Genomic DNA, 19407 nt, shown 5'->3' with positions numbered 1-19407 from the left:
GCTTAGCCCTTCCAGTGCAGGACAGTAATGAGCGTGAACAGCCGGCGCGAGGTCTCGAAATCGACCCGCACCTTGCCCTTCAGCCGCTCCTGCAGCGTGCGCGATCCCTCGTCATGGATGCCGCGACGGCCCATGTCGATGGCCTCGATCTTGTCGGGGGTCGCGGTGCGGATCGCCTGGTAGTAGCTGTCGCAGATCATGAAATAGTCCTTCACGATCCGACGGAACGGCGTCAGCGACAGCAGATGCGCGACGACGGGCGTGCCGTCCTCGCGGCGGATGTCGAACATCAGGCGGCTGCCGGTGATGCCGATATGCAGCGTGAACGGGCCCTTCCCGTCGGCGCCATCGGGCGCGAACAGGTTCTGCTCGATCAGATCGTAGATCGCGATCGCGCGCTCATGCTCGATATCAGGCCCGGAACGGCCGATCGATTCTTCGTCGAGCGTGACGCCGACGATGCGATTGGTCGAGTCGTCCTGTTCGGGCAGCACTGTCATGACAGATTGAGGCGCAATCCAATCGAACGCGAATGGGCGTCCAGCCCCTCCGCTTGTCCGAGCGTCATCGCGGCCGGTCCGAGTGCACGCAGCTGATCCGGGCCGCATTTCAGGATCGAGGTGCGCTTCATGAAGTCGTGCACCGACAGCCCTGAGGAGAATCGCGCCGAGCGCGCCGTCGGCAGCACATGATTGGAGCCGCCGACATAGTCGCCGATCGCCTCCGGCGTATGGGGCCCGAGGAACACCGCGCCGGCATTGCGGATCTTCGCAGCCAGCGCATCGGGATCCGCGGTCATGATCTCGAGATGCTCGGCGGCAATCGCATCCGCGAGAGGAATGCTATCGCTTAAGTTCTTCACCATGATGATGGCGCCGAAATCGGCCCAGGACGCGCTGGCAATCGCGGCACGCGGCAGCGTCTTCAACTGCGCCTCGACCGCCTTTTCGACGTCGGCGGCAAGGCGTGCGGAATCGGTGATCAGGATCGACTGCGCGCTGGCATCATGCTCGGCCTGCGCGAGGAGATCCGCGGCGATCCAGTCGGCATTGCCGGTGTCGTCGGCGATCACCAGCACCTCGGAGGGGCCGGCGATCATGTCGATGCCGACCTTGCCGAACACCAGCCGCTTGGCGGCGGCGACATAGGCATTGCCTGGGCCGACGATCTTTGCGACCGGCGCGATCGTCGCGGTGCCGTGCGCCAGCGCCGCCACGGCCTGCGCGCCGCCGACGCGGTAAATCTCGGTGACGCCGCCGAGCGAAGCCGCCGCCAGCACCAGCGGATTGAGCTTGCCGTCGGGCGACGGCACCACCATCACCAGGCGCGAGACGCCGGCGACCTTCGCGGGCACCGCGTTCATCAGCACCGAGGACGGATAGGCCGCAGTGCCTCCGGGCACGTAGAGGCCGGCGGATTCGATCGCGGTGTAGCGCCAGCCGAGCTCGACGCCGAGCGGGTCCGTGAAGCGCTCGTCCTGCGGCAGCTGCCGGCGGTGATAGATCTCGATGCGGTCCCGCGCGAGCTTGAGCGCATCCAGTGTCGCGGCATCGCACGCCTTGTTCGCGGCCTCGATTTCGGCCGCGGTGACGCGAAGGCCGGATGCATCCAGCGTCAAGCGGTCGAACTTTGCGGTGGCCTCGAGCAGCGCGGCATCGCCCCGCTTGGCCACGTCGTCGACGATCGCGCGCGCGGCGGCTTCGACGTCGGCCGAGACCTCGCGTTTGGCGGCGAGGAAGGCCGCGAATCGCTGGTCAAAATCGGCGCTGCTGCGGTCGAGGCGAACGGGCATGTCTGGCTTGGCTTCTGGCTGGTGTTTGGGGCGGATTGGCGCACCAGGTCCCCTGCTCAATGGCGCGGCGGGGAAGCGGCGTCAACCCTCGCAAGCCGCCGTTCTGGCGCAGGCCTGAGCCGGTGCGGCTGGTATACAGGTCACCTCATCCCTCCCCTTCGATCTCCAATCCCGTTCCCAGTGCGTCGGCCCCGAGGTCGGTCAGCTCACATTCCAGGCATTCGACGTCGAGCCGGATGGCGCCGCCCTCGGCGAACAAGAGCAGGGCGCTGCCGCCGGGCTCCTCGTCGCGCCCGTCCCGGGGATGAAACTCGATACCGACGAGGTCCAGGACCTTGTCGGGAGCCGCGAGCTCGATGTTGCGCGACTTGCAGGCGAGCACGCGGTCGAAGCGGAGCGCGGCGACCAGCCGGCGCGGCTCGGCCTCGCCCTCCAGCGTCTGCTCCCAGTCCAGCCGGCTCATCCCGACCACAAGCCGCTTCTCGCTCTGCCGCCAGATGATGTCGGAGGCCTGGACACGGGCGTCCTGGACATGGGTCGAGATCACGGCGAGATCGTCGGCGTCGAGTGCGATCAGTTTGAGCTGGGGCGACATCGCCGACGCGTCTCCTTGGGAATGGACAGGGCTCAACGCACACAGGCCCCGAAATTTCCGCTCAAACTAACGGGCCGGCAGGCTAGAGGCTATTGATATCCTCCATCTCCAGCACGTTCCGCGGATACCCCTCCCGGGCGACGCGGATTCATGGCGCGGCCGATCTGCTCGGTCGAGGTGACGAGCCGGGGCGAGAGCCTGCGCAGCACCGACCAGAGCGGCCCGGTTGCGGCATAGACCGCCTGCACCCAGGCGGTCTTGGAACGGGCGCCGTGCAGCGGCTGAATCGCGCCGGGCCGGAACATGTAGGCGGCCCGGAACGGCAGCTTCAAGAGATCGTTCTCGGTCTTGCCCTTGATCCGCGCCCACATCCGCGAACCCTGCTCGCTGGAATCGGTACCGGCGCCGGTGACGTAGGTGAAGACCATCTGCGGATTGAGGCGAGCCAGCGTCGTCGCAGCCGCAAGCGTGAGGTCATAGGTGAGATGGCGGTAGCGATCTTCGCTCACGCCGATCGAGGACACGCCGAGGCAGAAGAAGCAGGCATCGAAGCCGGTGAGCTGGGCCTCGATCGTTGAATAGTCCAGAAAATTGTCGTGGATGATCTCGGTGAGCTTGGCGTTGCGCACCCCGGTCGGGCTGCGGCCGACCACGAGCACACGGGCGATGCCGGTGTCGACCAAGCATTCGCGCAGAACGCCCTGCCCGACCATGCCGGTCGCGCCGAAGATGATGACTTGCATCGAGATGTTCCTGGCGGGCTCGCGGCTCACGCCGCGGCCGCGATCTCGTCGAAGGATACACCGGTCAGCGTCGCCGAGACATCCCACAGCATGGCAGCGGTGGCGAAATCCTTCGCGTGTGGCATGATCTTCGCCGCCGCGGGCGCCCCCTTCATTTCGTAGAATCCGTTCGGGCCGTAATAGCTGCCAGGCTCTGCCGCGGGCGAAGTCGCGGCGAGCAGCGTTGGCAGTGCGCCCTCGGCGGCGGACTGGCTGAACAGCGGCTGGAGCAGCCGGCCGATCCGCCACTGGAACGTGTTGGCGCCCGGCCCGTTCGCCACGAGGTCGGTGCGCGCAAAGCCGGGATGCGCGGCAATGCTGCTCACACCCCAGCCGGCCGCGTCGCTGCGACGCTGCAATTCGAGCGAAAACATCAGCATCGCCAATTTCGACTGGCAATAGGCGCGCCACGAACGATAGGAATGCTTGGCTTGCAGATCGTCGAAATTGATCGTGCCGGAGCGGTGCGCAAGGCTCGCGAGATTGACAACACGAGGCGCCTTCGCGCGGCGAAGCTGCGGCAACAGGTGGGCCGTCAGTGCGTAATGACCGAGATAATTGGTGCCGAGCTGCATCTCGAAACCATCCTCGGTCTGCTGCCGCTTCGGCAGCGCCATCACGCCGGCATTGTTGACGAGGAGGTCGAGCTGCTCGTTGCCGGCGGCAAAGCGCCTGGCAAAGTCGGCGACGGAGGCAAGGCTGGCGAGATCGAGAGGCTCGTAGGCGATCAGCGCATTGGGAAACCGCTCGCAGATGCCTTCGATCGCCCGCAGGCCCTTTGCGTCATTGCGGCCGGTGAGTATGACAATGGCACCGGCGCCAGCCAGCGCCATCGCCGTCTCGTAACCGAGGCCACCCGTCGCCCCCGTGACGACGGTCGTCTTGCCGCTGAGAGAGGGGATGTCTGCCGTGGTCCAGTCGGTCATGCCATGTCTCCGTTCGGGGCTGGAACGAGGCCCGCGACCGGTCTAAATGTGCACTTAGTGCAATTTTGCAAGAGGTGAACTAATTTGAAGGCTTCGAAGGTGGTCCGGAAACGCGTCAAATCATTGTCCGGGGGCGGAAAATCCCCGGCCGTGCCCGGTCTGCGCCAGCGCAAGCGGCAACAGACCCGCGAGCGGCTGACCCGGGCGGCGATGACGCTGTTCCTGGAGCGCGGCTTCGAGGCCACGACCATCGACGATATCGCGGCGGCGGCTGAGATGTCGCGCCGGAGCTTCTTCCACTATTTCGCGTCGAAAGAGGACGTGGTGGCGGCCTGGCAGGAGAATGCCGCCAGCGCGCTGGTCGCCGAGGTCGTCGTGCGGCCCGCGGACGAATCCATGCTGACGGCGGCGGAGAATGCGATCGCGGCGGCGGTCAAGCGGCTCGATCCGGCGGAAGCCGCGGCCATGTCGCGGCTCAAGCGCGACAATCCCGCGCTGCAGGCGCGCGATCAGCTCAAATACGAGAAGCTCGAGCGCGCGCTGGCCGAGGGCCTTGCCCAACGCGCACGAACCAAATCCGACCGGCTGCAGGCCCGGCTCGTCGCCATGATCGCCACCGGCGCGATGCGCGTCGGCGGCGAGAGCTGGATCGGCGAAGGCGCGCGGGAGAAGCCGGAAGCTTTCGTCAAGCGCACCTTCGATGCGATCAGGGCGATCTTGAAGTGAGTGGTGCCTTAACCCTCCAGACTAGTATCGTAGGGTGGGCAACGCGACTCGTCCGCCGTAGCTCGCAGAGCGAAGGCGGAAGCGTGCCCACGTCTTCTTCGTAATCAATGGCAGGTGGTGGGCACGGCGCAAGTGCGCCTTTGCCCACCCTACGATTCCGGACTCGCGGAGAGAGATCCCTCACCCGTCTCCGCGAGGAGAGGGGATAAGAGTCATCCTGCTCACTCCCTGAAGAACGCCAGCAGGTCTGCGTTGATGGTTTCGGCGTGCGTGGTCGGCATGCCGTGCGGGAAACCCTTGTAGGTCTTCAGCGTGCCCTTCTTCAGCAGCTTGGCCGACAGCGGCGCGGAATCGGCGTAAGGCACGATCTGGTCATCGTCGCCGTGCATCACCAGCACGGGCACGTTGATCTTCTTCAGATCCTCGGTGAAGTCGGTCTGCGAGAACGCGACGATGCCGTCGTAGTGCGCCTTGGCGCCACCCATCATGCCCTGGCGCCACCAGTTCTGGATCACCGCTTCCGACGGCTTTGCGCCGGGACGGTTGTAGCCGTAGAATGGGCCGGCAGGGAGGTCGCGATAGAATTGCGTGCGGCTGGCGGCGAGCTGCTTCTGCAGATCGTCGAACACGCTCTTCGGCAGGCCGCCGGGATTGGCCGCGGTCTGCAGCATCAGCGGCGGCACCGCGGACAGGATCGCAGCCTTCGCCACCCGGCTCTCGCCGTGGCGCGCGATGTAGTGCACGACTTCGCCGCCGCCGGTGGAATGGCCGACATGGATGGCGTTCTTGAGGTCGAGATGCGCGGTGACGGCCGCGAGGTCGTCGGCATAATGATCCATGTCGTGGCCGTCGGAAACCTGCGACGAGCGGCCATGGCCGCGGCGGTCATGAGCGATGACGCGATAGCCGTTGTTGGCGAAGAAAATCATCTGCGCGTCCCAGTCATCGGCCGACAACGGCCAACCATGGCTGAACACGATCGGCTGGCCACTGCCCCAATCCTTGTAGAAGATCTCGACGCCGTCTTTGGTGGTGATGGTGGGCATGGATTGCTCCTTCAGTGAGAGACGTCATTCCGGGGCGCGTGAGCGCGAACCCGGAATCTGGAGATTGTTGCGCGAGATTCTCAGGTGCGCGATTGCGCACCTGGGTTCATCGCTGCGCGATGCCCCGGAATGACGACCGGATGTCGGTGATCAGGCCAACGCCATCGGCTTGTAGCGGCGCCAGGCGCCGATGGTGAGCACGACGAAGAACACCAGCACGATGCCCTGCACCGCCGCGAACACGGGACCCGACGGCGGCGCCGGCGCCACGGCCGGCGCGAGCGCGGCAAGGGCCGGCACCTTGAGGAACGACTGGATGACCAGCACGAAGACGTTGAAATACAGCGAGATCATCGCGGTCACGACGTAGACCGGGCGCCAGGCCCCGGTGAGCTTCATGCCGTACAGCGCGAAGCAGGCGATGGCGAGCAGCACCAGCGAGATGATGCCGATGATGTGCGAGGGCAGCAGCTTCTCGAACGGAAACAGGAAGCCGGTGGCGCTGGTCAGGATCGTGAAAGCTAAGAAGATTGCGGTGAGGCCCGGCATCGACTTCGACCCGAGCAGGCCGAACATCACGACAAGGCCGGCGGCGATGGCGATCAGGCTGATGACGACATGGACCAACGTGAGGGCGGGCAAGCTCAAGCCGAGGACCATGACATCTCTCCTACTCTTCCAGCGTTGAAGTCAGGAGAGTAGTATTACGACCCTCATGGGATTGCCACGTGCGTTGTCGTCACATGCATGTGCGAAGCCATGCGTCATCGTGCGAATCGACAAACGCATGGCTGAATTTTTTGCACCGCTGTCACAAACGACGGCAGATTTCGACGAAAGTCGAATCGAGCCTCACACTTCCTTGGTGTCGAAGATCAAGAGGTCGGCGCCGCCACTGGCGAATTTCGGCACGTCGGCGCCGGTGGCCTTGCCTTCCGGACTGCCGAAGGCCGCCTGGATGTCGGCCACGCTGTCGAAGGTGAGAATGGCGACGAGATGGATTCCGGAAGGACCAGCGGGAGATGCGACCGGGCCCTTGCTGACGGCGTATTTCTTCAGGCCGGGAAGTTTCTTGGCGAGCGGAATGTGCGTCTCGGCGTAGTACTTGTCGAAGGCGGCAGCATCCTTGGGTGTCTTGTAGAGCACGACGACTTCAGCCATTTAGTCCTCCCGATTGATCTCTTGTTCGTTCCGCGGGCGATACGCCTCGCGGGTGCCGCGATAGTCCGCAGGACGCGGCACGATGGCAAGCCTCATTCGACTTGCCATTCGCTTGTCTTGTCCTTGACTAAAGCGCCGGTTTTGCGGCGTCGCCGAGAAAGCCGTGCAGGGAGGCCACCACCTGCGCGCCCTCGCCGATGGCGCCACCGACGCGCTTGACCGAGCCGGAGCGGACGTCGCCGACGGCATAGACGCCCGGCACGGAGGTCTCCAGCGGCGCCACCAGCCTGCCCTGGTTCTGCTCGGACTGCGCGCCTGTCACGACGAAGCCGCCGCGATCGAGCGTCACGCCGCAGCCGTCAAGCCAGGCGGTGGCGGGATCGGCGCCGACGAACAGAAAGAGATTGCGGATGTCGGAAAAATCCTCGTCATCGGACAGCCGGCTCTTCCAGCGGATGCGCCGCAGCAGCGCGGCCTCGTCGCCCTCGAGCGCTGTGATCTCGGTGTTGAACATCAATTCGATGTTCGGCGTCGCTTCGATGCGCTCGATGAGATAGCGCGACATGCTGGCCCCTAAGCCGCCGCCGCGGATGATCATCAAGACTTTCTTGGCGTGCCCCGACAGGAACACGGCGGCCTGGCCGGCCGAATTGCCGGCACCGACCAGCGCCACCTCCTCGCCAGCGCACAGCTTCGCCTCGACCGGCGAGGCCCAGTACCAGACGCCGCGCCCCTCGAACGTGTCGAGGTTCGCGATCTCCGGCCGGCGATAGCGCGCGCCGCTCGCAACCACGACCGCGCGCGAGCGCAAGGGATCGCAGCCGTCGAGCGCCACCGCGAATGCGCCGTCCTTGCGCGTGCAATCGAGCGACTTCACCGTCACCGGAATCATGATGTCGGCGCCGAACTTCTGCGCCTGGGTGAAGGCGCGCGCAGTCAGCGCCTGGCCCGAGATGCCGGTCGGAAAGCCCAGATAATTTTCGATGCGCGCGCTGGCGCCGGCCTGGCCGCCGAAGGCGCGGATGTCGAGCACCGCGACGGACAACCCTTCGGACGCCGCATACACGGCGGTGGCGAGCCCGGCCGGTCCGCAGCCGACGACCGCAACGTCGTAGATGCGGCCGTCCTTGGCGCCGCCGATCATGCCGATGGCGCGGGCAAGCTCGGTCTCGCTGGGGTTGCGCAGCACCGCGCCGCTTGCGGCGACGACCAGCGGCCAGTCTTCGGGCTTCGGCGAATAACGCGCGATCAATTCGCCCGCGTCGGGATCACGATCGGGATCGAGCAGATGATGCGGCTGACCGTTGCGAGTGAGAAAACCCTGCAACCGCACCACGCCGGCGGAGTTCGACGGTCCGATCAGCACCGGGCCGCCAATGCCGCCCTGGATCAGATTGACCCGGCGCAGGATCAGCGCGCGCATGATGCGCTCGCCGAGATCAGCCTCGGCGACCAGCAGCGCGCGCAGCCGGTCCGGCGGCAACAGCAGCGTCTCGACATCGCCCTCGGCGCGGCCGTCGACCAGCGCCGGCTGTCCGGAGAGCTGGCTGAGCTCGGCCAGAAATTGCCCCGGCCCCTGGTCGATGACAGGGGTGACATGGCCGAGGCCATCGCGCTGGGTAATGGCGACATGGCCCTTCAGCACTACGAACATGCCGGGCCCGGGCTTGCCGGTCTCGAACAGGAACTCGCCGTCCGCGTAGCTGCGGACTTCGCCGAAATGCCTGATGCGCTCGATCTCGGCCGGCGTCAGCGCCGGAAAAGTCTGCTCGGGGCGGGTGAAGCGCGACATCAGCGCCTCGTCACCGGTTGGTTGCTGTCCGTTCTGCCCCATCGTCATGCTCGCTCATTCAAATTTCTTAAGTGCCGGCTTTCCCAGCGGCCCCCTCATTTAGGGAACTATCGTCGTTCTGCGAGGGGTCAGTGCTTGCGGCGCGTTCGCGCGCCTGCAGCTTCCGCCGCTTCAGGTTTTCGCGCAGCGCCGATTTCAGGCGGTCGTCTCGGGACGTCCTCGCCTGGTTCGTGCTCTTGTCGGTTTCGTCAGCCATCACGGGTCCATCACAACGGTCGGCGGCAGGATGCCACCGAATGGCGACAGCTCAAGAGGCGAGCGCGATCCATTCGTGCGAAACGCGAAATGGATCGAATCCGAGGCCCGGGGCAACTGGCCAGTTGGCGGGGGATATTGGAGCCCGAATCGCCGGAAAGTCGGTGGTTTCGCGCCAAAACGGGCATTTTGCCCTCGATATCGGCTCGATTTTCTCGGTTTGACGGGCCTAGCAAGCTTGCACAGGAGGGGGGCTTGTGGCAGATATCGGCCCGCTTGGTAGCGCCCCTCGGGCGCCCGATTCTTCACCAGCACATGCTGCCGTAGCTCAGTGGTAGAGCACTCCATTGGTAATGGAGAGGTCGACAGTTCAATCCTGTCTGGCAGCACCATTTTTCCCCATTGAAGCGAGAGCTCCATTTGGCAGCGAGCCCGCAACACCCATGGATGCGATCGTGATCACACGTTCCCTGCCCTATGAAGGACTGCTCCACGAGATCGTCGAGCATAATGGCGTGCTTTATCTCGGCGGCATCGTCCCTGAAGATGCGGGGCTCGATATGACGGGCCAGGCCGACGATGTGCTGCGCCAGTTGAAGACCCTGCTCGATGGGGCCGGCTCCGATCTCTCCTGCGTTCTGCAGGTGACGATCTTTGTGGCTGATCTCGCCGACAAGGCGGCGTTCAATCAGGTGTGGAAGCGCTATTTCACCGCGGCCCATCTGCCGGCGCGTGCGGCCGTTGGCGTCGCGGATCTCGGCCCGGGCGTCAAGCTGGAGCTGACGGCGATCGCCGCCCGCCGCTGAGCAGCCGTTGCAGATGGGATTTTGCGCGACCTGAGCGCGCGCCTCGTCCTTCGAGACGGCGCTTACGCGCCTCCTCAGGATGAGGCTAAGCAGCATCGAAGCTCGTGGAGCCTGCAGCCACGCATTCTGTCCTCATCCTGAGGGCCCGCCAACGGCGGGCGTCTCGAAGGATGGCCGCAAGGGAAGTCGGTTTCATTTGCGATTGCTCCCAGCGTCGCTGAGACACGCGACCTGCGAGGCGGATCGTCGGTTCATTCCAGCGTTCACACATCAAGCAACGCTCTCGCGGCGCGAAGCGTGCGAGTTTTGCTGCTTTCCTTGACCCTCTTCCTTGAAGAGGGCGCAGGGAAGACCGGGTGCCGGCTGGCACCCATGACCCGCTGCGCGAAGAATTTGCACACGCAAATGCGCAGGCGGAAAACAGGTGGGCCGGAAAACACCCGGCCTTCCCTGCGCGATGGGTTGACGGCTTATGCCTGCTCTCCCCGGAGCCGAGTTCCTTCTGGCCTCCGTCACCTCGCGAAAGGCGATGCACCACGTCCGGTCGGCCGATGCATCTTCGCGAAAGCTTGGCTGTAGCAACGACAGCCAGGACCACATGGTTTAGCCGTACGCGACAGCGCCGTTCGTCACACGGAGAAGGACCTCACGGGGTTAACCCGCCCTGGTCCCGCCTTCCCGTGCCCGACGCAGCCGCGTCCACCGCACCCCGGCCCACGTTCGTTGCGACGTACGATCGCCCCTCTCCATCGGGCCGGGATGGCGGGAATATGCCGCAATTCCGAATTTCGGTAAAGTGGAATATTTTTGCGGGGAGGGATTGACGGATTTTGGGTGTTTTGCCCGACGGGTCAGAAGCGTTGCGGTTAGTATCGGGTTTTGACCCGATGCAGGTCACGCTTTCGCGGACGGCCGAGGCGCCAGACGCTTGGCATGTGTCGCTCAAGCGTGCGGCCGCTGCAAACTGTGTGCTGGCGCGCTTTTTTGAAAAGATGCCGTCGCACTGTACGTTGCCCCCTCGTTTCATGGTGATAGTCTTTTAGCTCGCGGCCTGTCCGGGAGGACACAATGGGATGGTTCGACCGCCTGTTTGTAAGGATGTCGGAGCCGACGACCCCTCTCTTTGCGAGATTTCGGCGGAAATCGAAGGCACCGACCGACCCTGATCTTCTGAAAATCGCCAAAGACCGGAAGGGACATATTTCCCGCAGGGCCGTCAGGGACGAGTATAATCGGCTGGTCTTGGAGAAGTACGCGCACGACAAGTCGTGACTGCCAAGATCCGTCGAGGCCGATCTCCGTGGCGAAACATGATGGTTTCGCAGCGGCTCTGTCCCCTGCGCACCATCCATTTTCGGCCATTCATCTGCAGTGCCGCGAACCGCTCATCCGTCCGCGCAGCCGTTTGTTCGGGCTAAGGCACGATGGGTTTCGCTGCGCGCCGCCCATCCTACGCGCTGATACCGAGCTCCGGCCGGTTTGGCCGCGCAGGTAAGGTTAATCCTTCCTTTCGATTGTCGGTAAAATTTTATCTATTATCGTCTTTGCCGTGGATGATGAAAACCAGGGGCTCCGATAGTGATTGCGTGTTGCCTGATCGTGACTGGGATTGCGTTGCTGCTCTCCGGCATCGTTGCCTTCGGCTTTCATAGAAACTCGCTGCACGCGATGGCGTTGCTGTAGCCGTATCAAGGCACCGGCTCGCAGGATCGGTGTCGACTTGTCCGCCGTAGCTCAAGGAGCGAAGGCGGAAGCGAAACCCATCAAATCCTTTCGGGTGGTGACGAAGCATGATGGGTTTCGCAGGTGCGCTATCCATCCCACGCGCGAAGAGTTCTGCGCGTAGAGCACCGGTGCAGGGGGCCATAGGCGAAATGAGGGTGCCCAAACCCGCGCCACAATCTATAGTCGTGGCACAATGGTCTACGCTCCGATCCACGAAAGCCTCCCCGGCCCCATAAGCCCTTCCGACCGCATCGAAAGCATCGATGCACTTCGTGGCGTGGCCCTGCTTGGCGTTCTGGCGATCAACCTGGTTACCGAATTCCGCGTCTCGATCTTCCAGCATTTCCTGCCGGCTGCACTGCCTGCATCGTCCCTGGATCGAGCTGTCGAGACGGTCTTGATGCTGGCCGTGGACATGAAGGCTTTTGCGCTGTTCTCGCTCCTGTTCGGCGTGGGACTCGCAATCCAGTTTGAGCATCTTGCGGCGAACTCGCGTCGCGCGCTTCTGTTGTTTCGCCGTCTCCTCGTATTGCTGATATTCGGATTGATTCACCTGTGCCTGATCTGGAATGGCGACATTCTCACCGCATATGCGATAGCAGGTCTCGTCGTTCTGCCGTTCCTGTTTGGTCCCCGTTGGCTCTTGCTGGCCGGCGCGGCCGCGTTTCTCGGGCTTTACCTGACGATGCAGGTATGGTCGCCGCCTGGGCTGTTCCCCAGCCTCGCGTCGATCCAAAGCAATGTGGAAGAGGCGAACCGCGTCTATGCAACTGGAAACTTCGGTGAGGTGCTGGCGTTCCGGCTTCGCGAAATCGCTTTGATCCTCCCGCTGCACATCTATGTCTTCCCTCGCACCCTGGGCCTGTTTCTATTGGGTGCATTTGTGTGGCGCAGCGGCGTCCTGCAAAAGCCGAATCACGTCCTCCTGTTCACGGCGGGGGCCGGCTGCGTTGGTCTCGGTGCAGCCATGATCCTGTTGAGAGCAGGGAACGCGATGGCCGGCACGAGTTTCGGCGTACTGGCCACTCCCGCAGGCACGATCCTGCTTGCGCTCGGCTACGGTGCCATCATCATCGCTATCGCCAGCTCGGCCAGGGGGAACGCGTTGCTGGGCTGGGCCGCGCCGCTGGGCCGCATGGCGTTCACGAACTATCTCGCCCAATCCGTAATCTTCGGGTGGATCTTCTATGGCTACGGCCTTGGGCTCTTCGGTCATCTCGGCGCCGCCGAAGCGCTCGCGATCGGGCTCGTGGTCTACGTCGCCCAGGTCATCTTCAGCGGATGGTGGTTGGGTCGGCACCGATATGGTCCCGTCGAATGGTTATGGCGAACGCTCATGTACGGCACGCCACAGCCGCTTCTACGGGCCGGGCTCAACGACTCGGGCCAACGGGCGGCCTAAGTCCGTAGAATGGGTCAAGCGACTTGTCCGCCGTAGCCAAGGAGCGAAGACGGAAGCGAAACCCATCAAATCCTTTCGGAGTGGTGACGAAGCATGATGGGTTTCGCAAGGGCTCTACCCATCCTACGCACTATCAATTTCGTTACCCGCCGCACGTCGGGCAAACCGATCATCCGCCCGACGCAGCCGCCGGCACAGCTCGCGGTTGATGTTCTGCAGCACGATCACATAGGCGTGGATGTCGGCCTTGTAGCAGGCGTAGAGATTTTGGGCGGTCAGCTCGTACAGCACTGTCGGGCTTTCCGCGACAACCGTTGCTGAGCGGTTTTGCATTTCGATCAGCGTCATCTCGCCGAAGAAGTCGCCGCGCTCCAGCACGGAAATCGGGATGACGCTGCCCGCCTTCGTCCGTTTGCTCACCGCGAGCCGGCCGGATTTGACGATGAACAGCGAGCGGCCCGGCTCGCCCTCCGCCACGACGGTTGCGCCCGCGTCGAAGCGGCGCTCGACCAGCATGGACATCAGCAGGTCGAGACCTGGCTCCGGAAGACCGCCGAAGAACGGCGTCGCGAGCAGGAACGCTTCCAGATCGGGGGCCGTGACAACCATTGCGCTAAGATACGCCCCGCCGCTATCTGCGGCAAGCAGAGCGGCGTAGCCTGGATGGAGCGTTAGCGTAATCCGGGGCTGTCGGCCACGGACGCAGTTTCGTAGGATGGGTAGAGCACTTGCGAAACCCATCAAGCTTCCGCTGCAGACCGAGCGAGATGGGTTTCGCTTCGCTCTACCCATCCTACACGATCCAGCCTACTGCCGCGCGACACTTTCCCCGCGCAGCGTCCTTCGCTTTCGCCACACCTGCAGGTTAATCATGACCTTTGCAGTTGCCGCAAGGACCAACACACACAGCACCGCCTTCGAGATCGTCTCCATCGTTCCCTCGATCAGCAGGCAATGGACCACGCTGCCCACGACGATGACGATCGCCAGCGGCATATGAATCAAGCGCCAGGTTCGCGGCCGCAGCTCTAACCGCCGGCGCATAAGAGCTAGAAGCGCAACGGCGAAGATCGCCCACATCGCGGTCACGCCGAAGGGCGAGAATGGCGTCGGCGACGCGTAGGTCAGGGCGTCGATCATATCAGGCGGACTGGTGATCCAGAGCCCGGCGACGTGGATCACCACCGCGAAGGCGAGCGCGCCGCCGATCCAGTGATGGGCACGCCGTCCGCGATAGGCCGACAGCGGCGTCAGATATCCGCCGATCAGCAGCGGCTGAACCAGCACGAGACCGAGCGCGATAATTCCGGCGAATCCGGCGAGGATGTAGACCGGGCCGCGCCAGGCGAGTTGCTCGCTGCCCGCAGCAGCGGCGATCGGCACGCCGATGGCCAGGGCGAGGGCAACCCAGATCAGGATCGCCCGGGCCGATCTCCACCCCGTCATTCGCTGGCCCGATCAGGCCGGCTGCAGGACGAAATGCGCATCGAGGCTGGTTTCCTTGGCGCTCCGCATCACCGGCCGCAGGAAGACGGTTTTGAATTCGCCGCTGTCATAGGCGAGGTGACCATGCGGCTGGCCGAAGATCGGAATGATCTGCGGCATCTCGAGCCGGAACTTGCCGTCCTTGTCGGTGAGCGTGGCGCCGTGGCTCTGCGGCTCGTGCTCCTGGCCTTCGGTCGTGTGCGCCCAGATCTGGATACGCTGCCCGGCGAGCGGAGCCCCGTCGCCGGCGCGGCGCACGGTGCCGCTCATCCAGAAGCCACCCTTGCCGATGCGATCCATGATCGCCGCACCCTTGCGGTAGTTGTTCGCACCACCGGACATCGTTTCGGTCGGCGCGAGGCCGTTCGCGCGAGCGGGCAACAGCAGGCCGGGCAAGCCGGTTGCCAGAACGGCGCCGCCGGCGACGAGGAGATTGCGGCGATTGAATACGACAATGGCCATGTCAGTTCCTCCGGGCGGTCGGCGCGATCGCGCGCCGTACGATGATTTCTCGTGCCCCGGACGCGGTGCAGCACGCAGTGATGCGCCGCAGAGCCGGGGCCTAGCCTGATGGGTCCCGGCTCTGCGTAGCAGCGTTTCACGCTGCACCGCGTCCGGGACACGAGTCCGCCATGCAATGGCAGCGCCGATGATACAACAACAGGCGTGAAACGCCCAGTTGAGGCGACGGGCGCCCGAGGTCGCAATAACAGTGTTGTGAACGGGGTGCGAGCCGCTCGAACTGCGTCTTGGAGAAGCGAGCGATGCGGACACCATCGAGGCCTTGTTCGATGGCATGATGGGTTTCGCAAGTGCTCTACCCTTCCTGCGCACGGACACTACATGTGGTGGCACGACTCCTTGCCACCGGTACCCTCCCCATGATCCCCTTCTCCGTGCTCGACCTCGCGCCGATCTGCCAAGGCGGCGACGCCGCGCAGGCGTTCCGCAATTCGCTCGATCTCGCCCGGCATGCGGAAGGCTGGGGCTTCAAGCGGTTCTGGCTGGCCGAGCATCACAACATGACGGGCATCGCGAGCGCGGCGACGTCGGTGGTGATCGGGCACATCGCGGGCGGAACGAAGACGATCCGCGTCGGCTCCGGCGGGGTCATGCTGCCGAACCATTCGCCGCTGGTCATCGCCGAGCAGTTCGGCACGCTGGAATCGCTCTATCCCGGGCGGATCGATCTCGGGCTCGGGCGGGCGCCGGGCACCGACCAGTTCACCGCGCGGGCGCTGCGGCGCGACCTTGCCACCACGTCCGAGAATTTTCCGCATGACGTGCTGGAGCTGCAGGCGCTGCTTGGCGATGTGCAGCCGAACCAGGCGATTCGCGCTGTACCCGGCATGGGAACCAAGGTGCCGCTGTGGATTTTGGGATCGAGCACCTTTGGCGCGCAGCTTGCCGCGATGCTCGGACTGCCGTTCGCGTTCGCCTCGCATTTCGCGCCGCAGATGATGATGCCGGCGCTGCGCGAATATCGCGCGCGCTTCGAGCCGTCGGCGCAGCTCGACAAGCCCTACGCGATGATCGGCGTCAATTTGTTCGCGGCCGATAGCGACGCGGAGGCGCAGCGGATGTTCTCCTCGCTGCAGCAGCAGTTCATCAATTTGCGCCGCGGCACGCCCGGCCCGCTGCCGCCGCCGGTGGACGACATGGATGCGCTGTGGTCGCCGGCGGAGAAGGCCATGGTCGGCCAGTCGCTGTCGTGCTCTGCGGTCGGCTCGCCTGATGTGGTCGAAGCGAAGCTGAAGGCGTTGATTGCCGAGACGGGCGCGGACGAACTGATCACGACGGGGCAGATCTACGACCACGCCGCGCGGCTGCGCTCGTTCGAGATCGCGGCGCAGGTGCGGGATCGGCTGGCGAAGCAGCCGGCGGCGTGAGCCCTGCGCAGCGCGAGCGTCGCGGCGGCTTAAGGGACGGCGCAGGTGAAGTTCTCGGCCTGCTCGATGCTGCCAGTGCCGAGATAGCGCGCCTGGCGCGGATAGGGGCACAGCGGCCGGCTGCGGTCCGGCCAGGGCGTCTTCGCGCCCGCGCGAGCTTGGATGCTGTCCGGCGCGTGGCCCTGCTCGACCCAGTTCACCAGCGGGGTCAGCACGTCGAAGCTGTCGGTGGCGGGCCCTCCCGAGCAGTGGTTCATGCCGGGCACGAGGAAGAGCCGGGCGAAGTCGGCGGTCTCCTCTCCGCCCGCGGCATTCGTGAGGCGCGTGTACCAGTCGAGCGTATCCAGCGCGGAGAACGTGGGGTCGCTGACGCCGTGATAGAGCAGCAGCTTGCCGCGCCGCTGGCGGAAGCCGGGGAGATCGACTGAGTTCGCGGAGATCGTCTGCACGGAACTTTCCGGCATCGCCGCGCTCGTGCCGAAGATTTTCGCGTGGGCTTCCGTCACATCGACGGAGCGATAGAAGTCGTAAACGGCCTCAGCTTCGTTCGCCAACGGCGCGTGGGGCGGCGTCATGTAGAGATAGGCCAGGGTCGCGCCAAAGGACACGTTGAACGCGTTGACGCGGCTGTCGGGTGCCGTGCCGAGAATCCAGCGCCGCCATCCCTCCGTGGCAACGCCGGAATCATAGGGATAGGACGCATAGATCCGGCGCCCCTGTGCCGTGGTTGGGCCCTGGAAATAGCTTTCGAGCGCGCCGACCTGCACGGCGGAGAGACAGCTCGCGGTTTTCTCGGCAGGACATTGCAGCGTGCGCGGCGAAAAACGACAGGCCGGCACATTGTCGATGATGCCTTCGGCAAGCCCGTCGGCTGCATCACAGGACTGAACGATCGCCTTGGAGAGCAAATCCATATCGGCCTGGGACAAGGCCTGCGCCAGGATGGGGCGGCCGTCCGGCGCTTTCGGTGCGATCGCGGCAAAGCCTTGCGTCACCGCGGCGCCCGAGAGCCCCTTCTCGGGCATTCGAAACGCCGGCGCGCCGGCTGCCACGCCATCGAAATGCTCCGGGAAGCGCTGCGTGATCACCATGCCGTGCCGCCCGCCGTTGGAGCAGCCAAGGAAATAGGAGTATTTTGGCAAGCGGCCGTAATAGGCCTGGATGAAGTGCTTCGCCTGCCGCGTCACGACGTCGTCGGCGCGATAACCGAAATCGATCCGTGCCTGCGGATCGAGGCCGAAGCTGGCGCCGCCGAGGGCGCCCGGCGCGTTGCTGTGGCCGGCGTCGGTCGTAACCGTCGCGTAGCCCTGATTGAGCGCACTCGGCTGGCCGCCGCCGGGCTGCGCATCACCGTTACCGAGGACGCCGTCCGTGCCTCCCTGCCCCTGGAACACGAAGCGGCCGTTCCAGGCGTCCGGCAATCGGAGATGCAGGCCGATGGCAAACTTCTGACCGTCGGCGCCGGTTCGCTCGTGAAGATACGCGATCACTTCGCAATGGGCGGCCAGCCCGCCGGCCGCCGGACGTGACTGCGCCTCGCCGACGCGCATCGTCGGACCGGACTCCTGGTGGAGCCGGTCGCACGCGGTCACGGGCGGGATGGTGTCGCTTGCTGCTGCGATTGCGGTGGAGGCAACACTTGCGATGCAAGCGAGCGCTGCCCGCCAAACCGGACGATGCAGCCTTCGTGCCGAGACGATCAACATGCGGCCCCCCCGACCGTGAATGCTCCGACTAGTCCGGAAAGCTGAACAGCTTTGCCGGATTGTGGACGAGAATCTTCTCCAGCTCCGCCTGATCGGGCGCGTAGCGGTACATCAGCTCGAGCAGATCGGCGTCGTTGGGCGGCTGCTTCACGGAGACCGGGTGCGGCCAGTCGCTGGCCCAGACGCAGCGGTCGACGGCGGCCTCGATATAGGCGCGCGCGATCGGGATCACGTCGTCGTAGGGCGCGCCGGCCTTCGAGGTCTTCTCGCCGAGCGACAGCATCACCCAGAAATTGCCCTTGGCCAGCAGCTCCAGCATCTTGCGCAAATTCGGATCGTTCTTGCCGGCTTCCGGATCGGGGCGCGCCATGTGATCGATCAGCACGGGGACGTCGAGATTCTCGTATTTGGCGACGCTCGACATGATGCCGTCCTTCTCGGGCTGGATCTTGACGTACCAGCCGAGCTCGCGGATGCGGGCGATCGCGCGGGCGAAATCGGCATCCGACAATACCGCGCCGAGTTCCTGGCGAAAGCTGAAGCGCGCGCCACGCACGCCGGCATCATGCAGCTTGGCGAGATAGGCGTCGTTCGCCTCCGCGAATACCAGCGCGTTGGCGCAGCCGCGATAGTTCGGGCCCATCGCGGCGAGGCCGTCGAGCACGACGGCATGGTCGGCACCGTAGGTCGTGGTCTGCACGATGATGCCGCGCTCGATGCCGAGCGTCTTGTGGACGCGCAGCGCGGCCTCCCAGGTCGCGGTCGGCATGCGGTAGGCGGCGCCGGGACGTTCCGGATATTTGTCGATGGGCCCGAGCACGTGGAACTGGCTGTCGACGGTCTTTGGCGGCGGGGCCTTGACCGGGCGGCGCGGATTGGGATCGAACGGCAGATAGGTCGGCATGCGCAAACTCCTTCAGTCGATCACGGCAGTGAAGTCGCACTGCACCAGCGCGCCGCCGTCCATATTGTCCATCGGCAGCGCGTGACGCGCCGGGCGCGAATGATCGTCCGGAAACATCTTGAGCCACTCGACATTGACCGGGCCGCGCTGCGTGCGGTCCTTCAGCCACACCGTCATCTTGATGATGTCGCCCGTGGTGCCGCCGGCGGCTTCCACCGTCGCCTTCATATGCGCGAACATGTTGGCGCACTGGGCGTCGAGACTCTCCGGCATGACGCCGGCGTTATCGCGGCCGAGGATGACGCCGGACATCACGAGATTGCCGATGCGGCAGGCGTTCGGAATCGGGTTGGCGTGCTTGAAGCCCCCGATGTGGATGCTCTTGCGCCGCGTGTGACCACTCATGGTGCGCTTC

At 64.7% G+C, this 19407-nt stretch carries 19 protein-coding genes, 1 tRNA gene and 1 pseudogene; 5 read left to right on the top strand and 16 right to left on the bottom strand.

The features are described from left to right. Nucleotides 1–2 precede the first annotated feature (2 nt). The 5 genes and pseudogenes from GA0061098_RS07610 to GA0061098_RS07590 form a co-directional block, all read right to left on the bottom strand. Nucleotides 3–500: a UPF0262 family protein gene (locus GA0061098_RS07610; RefSeq protein ID WP_091955714.1), complete on the bottom strand. Its 498-nt coding sequence runs from the start codon at nt 498–500 to the stop codon at nt 3–5. Next, the gene (gene hisD / locus GA0061098_RS07605; RefSeq protein WP_091955711.1) at nt 497–1792 is read right to left on the bottom strand and encodes a histidinol dehydrogenase; all 1296 of its coding nucleotides are present in this window, start codon (nt 1790–1792) and stop codon (nt 497–499) included. Before hisD ends, GA0061098_RS07610 begins: the two co-directional genes overlap by 4 nt. A gap of 145 nt (nt 1793–1937) precedes the next feature. Further along, on the bottom strand, nt 1938–2387 hold the full coding sequence (locus GA0061098_RS07600; RefSeq protein WP_018321264.1) for a DUF2948 family protein: 450 nt from the start codon (nt 2385–2387) through the stop codon (nt 1938–1940). Between the two features lie 82 nt (nt 2388–2469). After that, a pseudogene (locus GA0061098_RS07595) lies at nt 2470–3130 on the bottom strand (Rossmann-fold NAD(P)-binding domain-containing protein). A 26-nt stretch (nt 3131–3156) separates the two neighbouring features. Next, nucleotides 3157–4095 carry an SDR family oxidoreductase gene (locus tag GA0061098_RS07590; protein ID WP_091955708.1) on the bottom strand — a complete coding sequence of 313 codons (939 nt, stop codon included), beginning with the start codon at nt 4093–4095 and terminating at the stop codon, nt 3157–3159. A gap of 84 nt (nt 4096–4179) precedes the next feature. On the opposite strand from GA0061098_RS07590, the gene GA0061098_RS07585 reads away from it, so the two are divergent. Next, nucleotides 4180–4821, top strand: coding sequence for a TetR/AcrR family transcriptional regulator (locus GA0061098_RS07585; protein WP_091955707.1), 642 nt, complete (start codon nt 4180–4182; stop codon nt 4819–4821). 221 nt (nt 4822–5042) lie between these two features. On the opposite strand, the gene GA0061098_RS07580 is transcribed toward GA0061098_RS07585, so the two are convergent. The 5 genes from GA0061098_RS07580 to GA0061098_RS07560 all read right to left on the bottom strand — a co-directional run bounded on the left by GA0061098_RS07580 (nt 5043) and on the right by GA0061098_RS07560 (nt 9076). Further along, entirely contained in the window at nt 5043–5867 is an 825-nt protein-coding gene (locus tag GA0061098_RS07580; RefSeq protein WP_091955705.1) for an alpha/beta fold hydrolase, read from the bottom strand. A 150-nt stretch (nt 5868–6017) separates the two neighbouring features. Beyond that, nucleotides 6018–6527 (bottom strand): hypothetical protein, encoded by a 510-nt coding sequence (locus tag GA0061098_RS07575; RefSeq protein ID WP_091955703.1) that lies wholly within the window; start codon nt 6525–6527, stop codon nt 6018–6020. Nucleotides 6528–6719: 192 nt separating this feature from the next. Further along, nucleotides 6720–7028 (bottom strand): EthD family reductase, encoded by a 309-nt coding sequence (locus GA0061098_RS07570; protein ID WP_091955701.1) that lies wholly within the window; start codon nt 7026–7028, stop codon nt 6720–6722. Nucleotides 7029–7155: 127 nt separating this feature from the next. Next, entirely contained in the window at nt 7156–8862 is a 1707-nt protein-coding gene (locus GA0061098_RS07565) for an FAD-dependent oxidoreductase (RefSeq protein ID WP_091956017.1), read from the bottom strand. Nucleotides 8863–8887: 25 nt separating this feature from the next. Next, nucleotides 8888–9076, bottom strand: a complete 189-nt coding sequence (locus GA0061098_RS07560) for a hypothetical protein (protein ID WP_091955700.1) — start codon at nt 9074–9076, stop codon at nt 8888–8890. Between the two features lie 316 nt (nt 9077–9392). On the opposite strand from GA0061098_RS07560, the gene GA0061098_RS07555 reads away from it, so the two are divergent. From GA0061098_RS07555 to GA0061098_RS07540, 3 genes are all read left to right on the top strand, one after another. After that, a tRNA-Thr gene (locus GA0061098_RS07555) sits at nt 9393–9467 on the top strand. A 63-nt stretch (nt 9468–9530) separates the two neighbouring features. Further along, nucleotides 9531–9881, top strand: a complete 351-nt coding sequence (locus GA0061098_RS07550) for a RidA family protein (RefSeq protein WP_091956016.1) — start codon at nt 9531–9533, stop codon at nt 9879–9881. A gap of 1918 nt (nt 9882–11799) precedes the next feature. Beyond that, complete coding sequence (locus GA0061098_RS07540) at nt 11800–13008, top strand: DUF418 domain-containing protein (RefSeq protein ID WP_091955696.1); 1209 nt, start codon at nt 11800–11802, stop codon at nt 13006–13008. Nucleotides 13009–13131: 123 nt separating this feature from the next. On the opposite strand, the gene GA0061098_RS07535 is transcribed toward GA0061098_RS07540, so the two are convergent. The 3 genes from GA0061098_RS07535 to GA0061098_RS07525 all read right to left on the bottom strand — a co-directional run bounded on the left by GA0061098_RS07535 (nt 13132) and on the right by GA0061098_RS07525 (nt 14955). Then, nucleotides 13132–13617 carry a cyclic nucleotide-binding domain-containing protein gene (locus tag GA0061098_RS07535; RefSeq protein ID WP_091955695.1) on the bottom strand — a complete coding sequence of 162 codons (486 nt, stop codon included), beginning with the start codon at nt 13615–13617 and terminating at the stop codon, nt 13132–13134. Nucleotides 13618–13815: 198 nt separating this feature from the next. Beyond that, complete coding sequence (locus GA0061098_RS07530) at nt 13816–14454, bottom strand: ferric reductase-like transmembrane domain-containing protein (protein WP_091955693.1); 639 nt, start codon at nt 14452–14454, stop codon at nt 13816–13818. 12 nt (nt 14455–14466) lie between these two features. After that, complete coding sequence (locus GA0061098_RS07525; RefSeq protein ID WP_091955691.1) at nt 14467–14955, bottom strand: peptidase associated/transthyretin-like domain-containing protein; 489 nt, start codon at nt 14953–14955, stop codon at nt 14467–14469. Between the two features lie 419 nt (nt 14956–15374). Between GA0061098_RS07525 and GA0061098_RS07520 the strand changes: the two genes are divergently transcribed. Further along, entirely contained in the window at nt 15375–16382 is a 1008-nt protein-coding gene (locus GA0061098_RS07520) for an LLM class flavin-dependent oxidoreductase (RefSeq protein WP_091955689.1), read from the top strand. A gap of 29 nt (nt 16383–16411) precedes the next feature. Here the strand turns inward: GA0061098_RS07520 and GA0061098_RS07515 are convergent, their stop codons facing one another. Genes GA0061098_RS07515 through GA0061098_RS07505 form a run of 3 tightly spaced genes read right to left on the bottom strand, consistent with a single transcriptional unit; the run spans nt 16412 to nt 19397 of the window. Continuing rightward, nucleotides 16412–18088: a tannase/feruloyl esterase family alpha/beta hydrolase gene (locus GA0061098_RS07515; protein ID WP_245323186.1), complete on the bottom strand. Its 1677-nt coding sequence runs from the start codon at nt 18086–18088 to the stop codon at nt 16412–16414. Between the two features lie 28 nt (nt 18089–18116). Beyond that, on the bottom strand, nt 18117–18992 hold the full coding sequence (locus tag GA0061098_RS07510) for an amidohydrolase family protein (protein ID WP_091955688.1): 876 nt from the start codon (nt 18990–18992) through the stop codon (nt 18117–18119). A gap of 12 nt (nt 18993–19004) precedes the next feature. Then, nucleotides 19005–19397 (bottom strand): RidA family protein, encoded by a 393-nt coding sequence (locus GA0061098_RS07505; RefSeq protein ID WP_091955686.1) that lies wholly within the window; start codon nt 19395–19397, stop codon nt 19005–19007. Nucleotides 19398–19407: the final 10 nt, after the last annotated feature.

It is taken from the genome of Bradyrhizobium shewense, assembly GCF_900094605.1.
Lineage (GTDB): Bacteria > Pseudomonadota > Alphaproteobacteria > Rhizobiales > Xanthobacteraceae > Bradyrhizobium > Bradyrhizobium shewense.
The sequence above is the reverse complement of the archived record's forward strand: the minus strand, read 5'-3'. Positions and strand labels throughout refer to the sequence as shown.

Excerpts from the sequence above, each read along its gene's own strand:
- GA0061098_RS07505 (WP_091955686.1), bottom strand. The coding sequence starts at position 19,397 with ATGAGTGGTCACACGCGGCGCAAGAGCATCCACATCGGGGGCTTCAAG.
- GA0061098_RS07610 (WP_091955714.1), bottom strand. The coding sequence starts at position 500 with ATGACAGTGCTGCCCGAACAGGACGACTCGACCAATCGCATCGTCGGC.
- GA0061098_RS07525 (WP_091955691.1), bottom strand. The coding sequence starts at position 14,955 with ATGGCCATTGTCGTATTCAATCGCCGCAATCTCCTCGTCGCCGGCGGC.
- GA0061098_RS07530 (WP_091955693.1), bottom strand. The coding sequence starts at position 14,454 with ATGACGGGGTGGAGATCGGCCCGGGCGATCCTGATCTGGGTTGCCCTC.
- hisD (WP_091955711.1), bottom strand. The coding sequence starts at position 1,792 with ATGCCCGTTCGCCTCGACCGCAGCAGCGCCGATTTTGACCAGCGATTC.
- GA0061098_RS07510 (WP_091955688.1), bottom strand. The coding sequence starts at position 18,992 with ATGCCGACCTATCTGCCGTTCGATCCCAATCCGCGCCGCCCGGTCAAG.
- GA0061098_RS07540 (WP_091955696.1), top strand. The coding sequence starts at position 11,800 with ATGGTCTACGCTCCGATCCACGAAAGCCTCCCCGGCCCCATAAGCCCT.
- GA0061098_RS07590 (WP_091955708.1), bottom strand. The coding sequence starts at position 4,095 with ATGACCGACTGGACCACGGCAGACATCCCCTCTCTCAGCGGCAAGACG.
- GA0061098_RS07600 (WP_018321264.1), bottom strand. The coding sequence starts at position 2,387 with ATGTCGCCCCAGCTCAAACTGATCGCACTCGACGCCGACGATCTCGCC.
- GA0061098_RS07580 (WP_091955705.1), bottom strand. The coding sequence starts at position 5,867 with ATGCCCACCATCACCACCAAAGACGGCGTCGAGATCTTCTACAAGGAT.
- GA0061098_RS07535 (WP_091955695.1), bottom strand. The coding sequence starts at position 13,617 with ATGGTTGTCACGGCCCCCGATCTGGAAGCGTTCCTGCTCGCGACGCCG.
- GA0061098_RS07560 (WP_091955700.1), bottom strand. The coding sequence starts at position 9,076 with ATGGCTGACGAAACCGACAAGAGCACGAACCAGGCGAGGACGTCCCGA.
- GA0061098_RS07515 (WP_245323186.1), bottom strand. The coding sequence starts at position 18,088 with ATGTTGATCGTCTCGGCACGAAGGCTGCATCGTCCGGTTTGGCGGGCA.
- GA0061098_RS07570 (WP_091955701.1), bottom strand. The coding sequence starts at position 7,028 with ATGGCTGAAGTCGTCGTGCTCTACAAGACACCCAAGGATGCTGCCGCC.
- GA0061098_RS07575 (WP_091955703.1), bottom strand. The coding sequence starts at position 6,527 with ATGGTCCTCGGCTTGAGCTTGCCCGCCCTCACGTTGGTCCATGTCGTC.
- GA0061098_RS07565 (WP_091956017.1), bottom strand. The coding sequence starts at position 8,862 with ATGGGGCAGAACGGACAGCAACCAACCGGTGACGAGGCGCTGATGTCG.
- GA0061098_RS07520 (WP_091955689.1), top strand. The coding sequence starts at position 15,375 with ATGATCCCCTTCTCCGTGCTCGACCTCGCGCCGATCTGCCAAGGCGGC.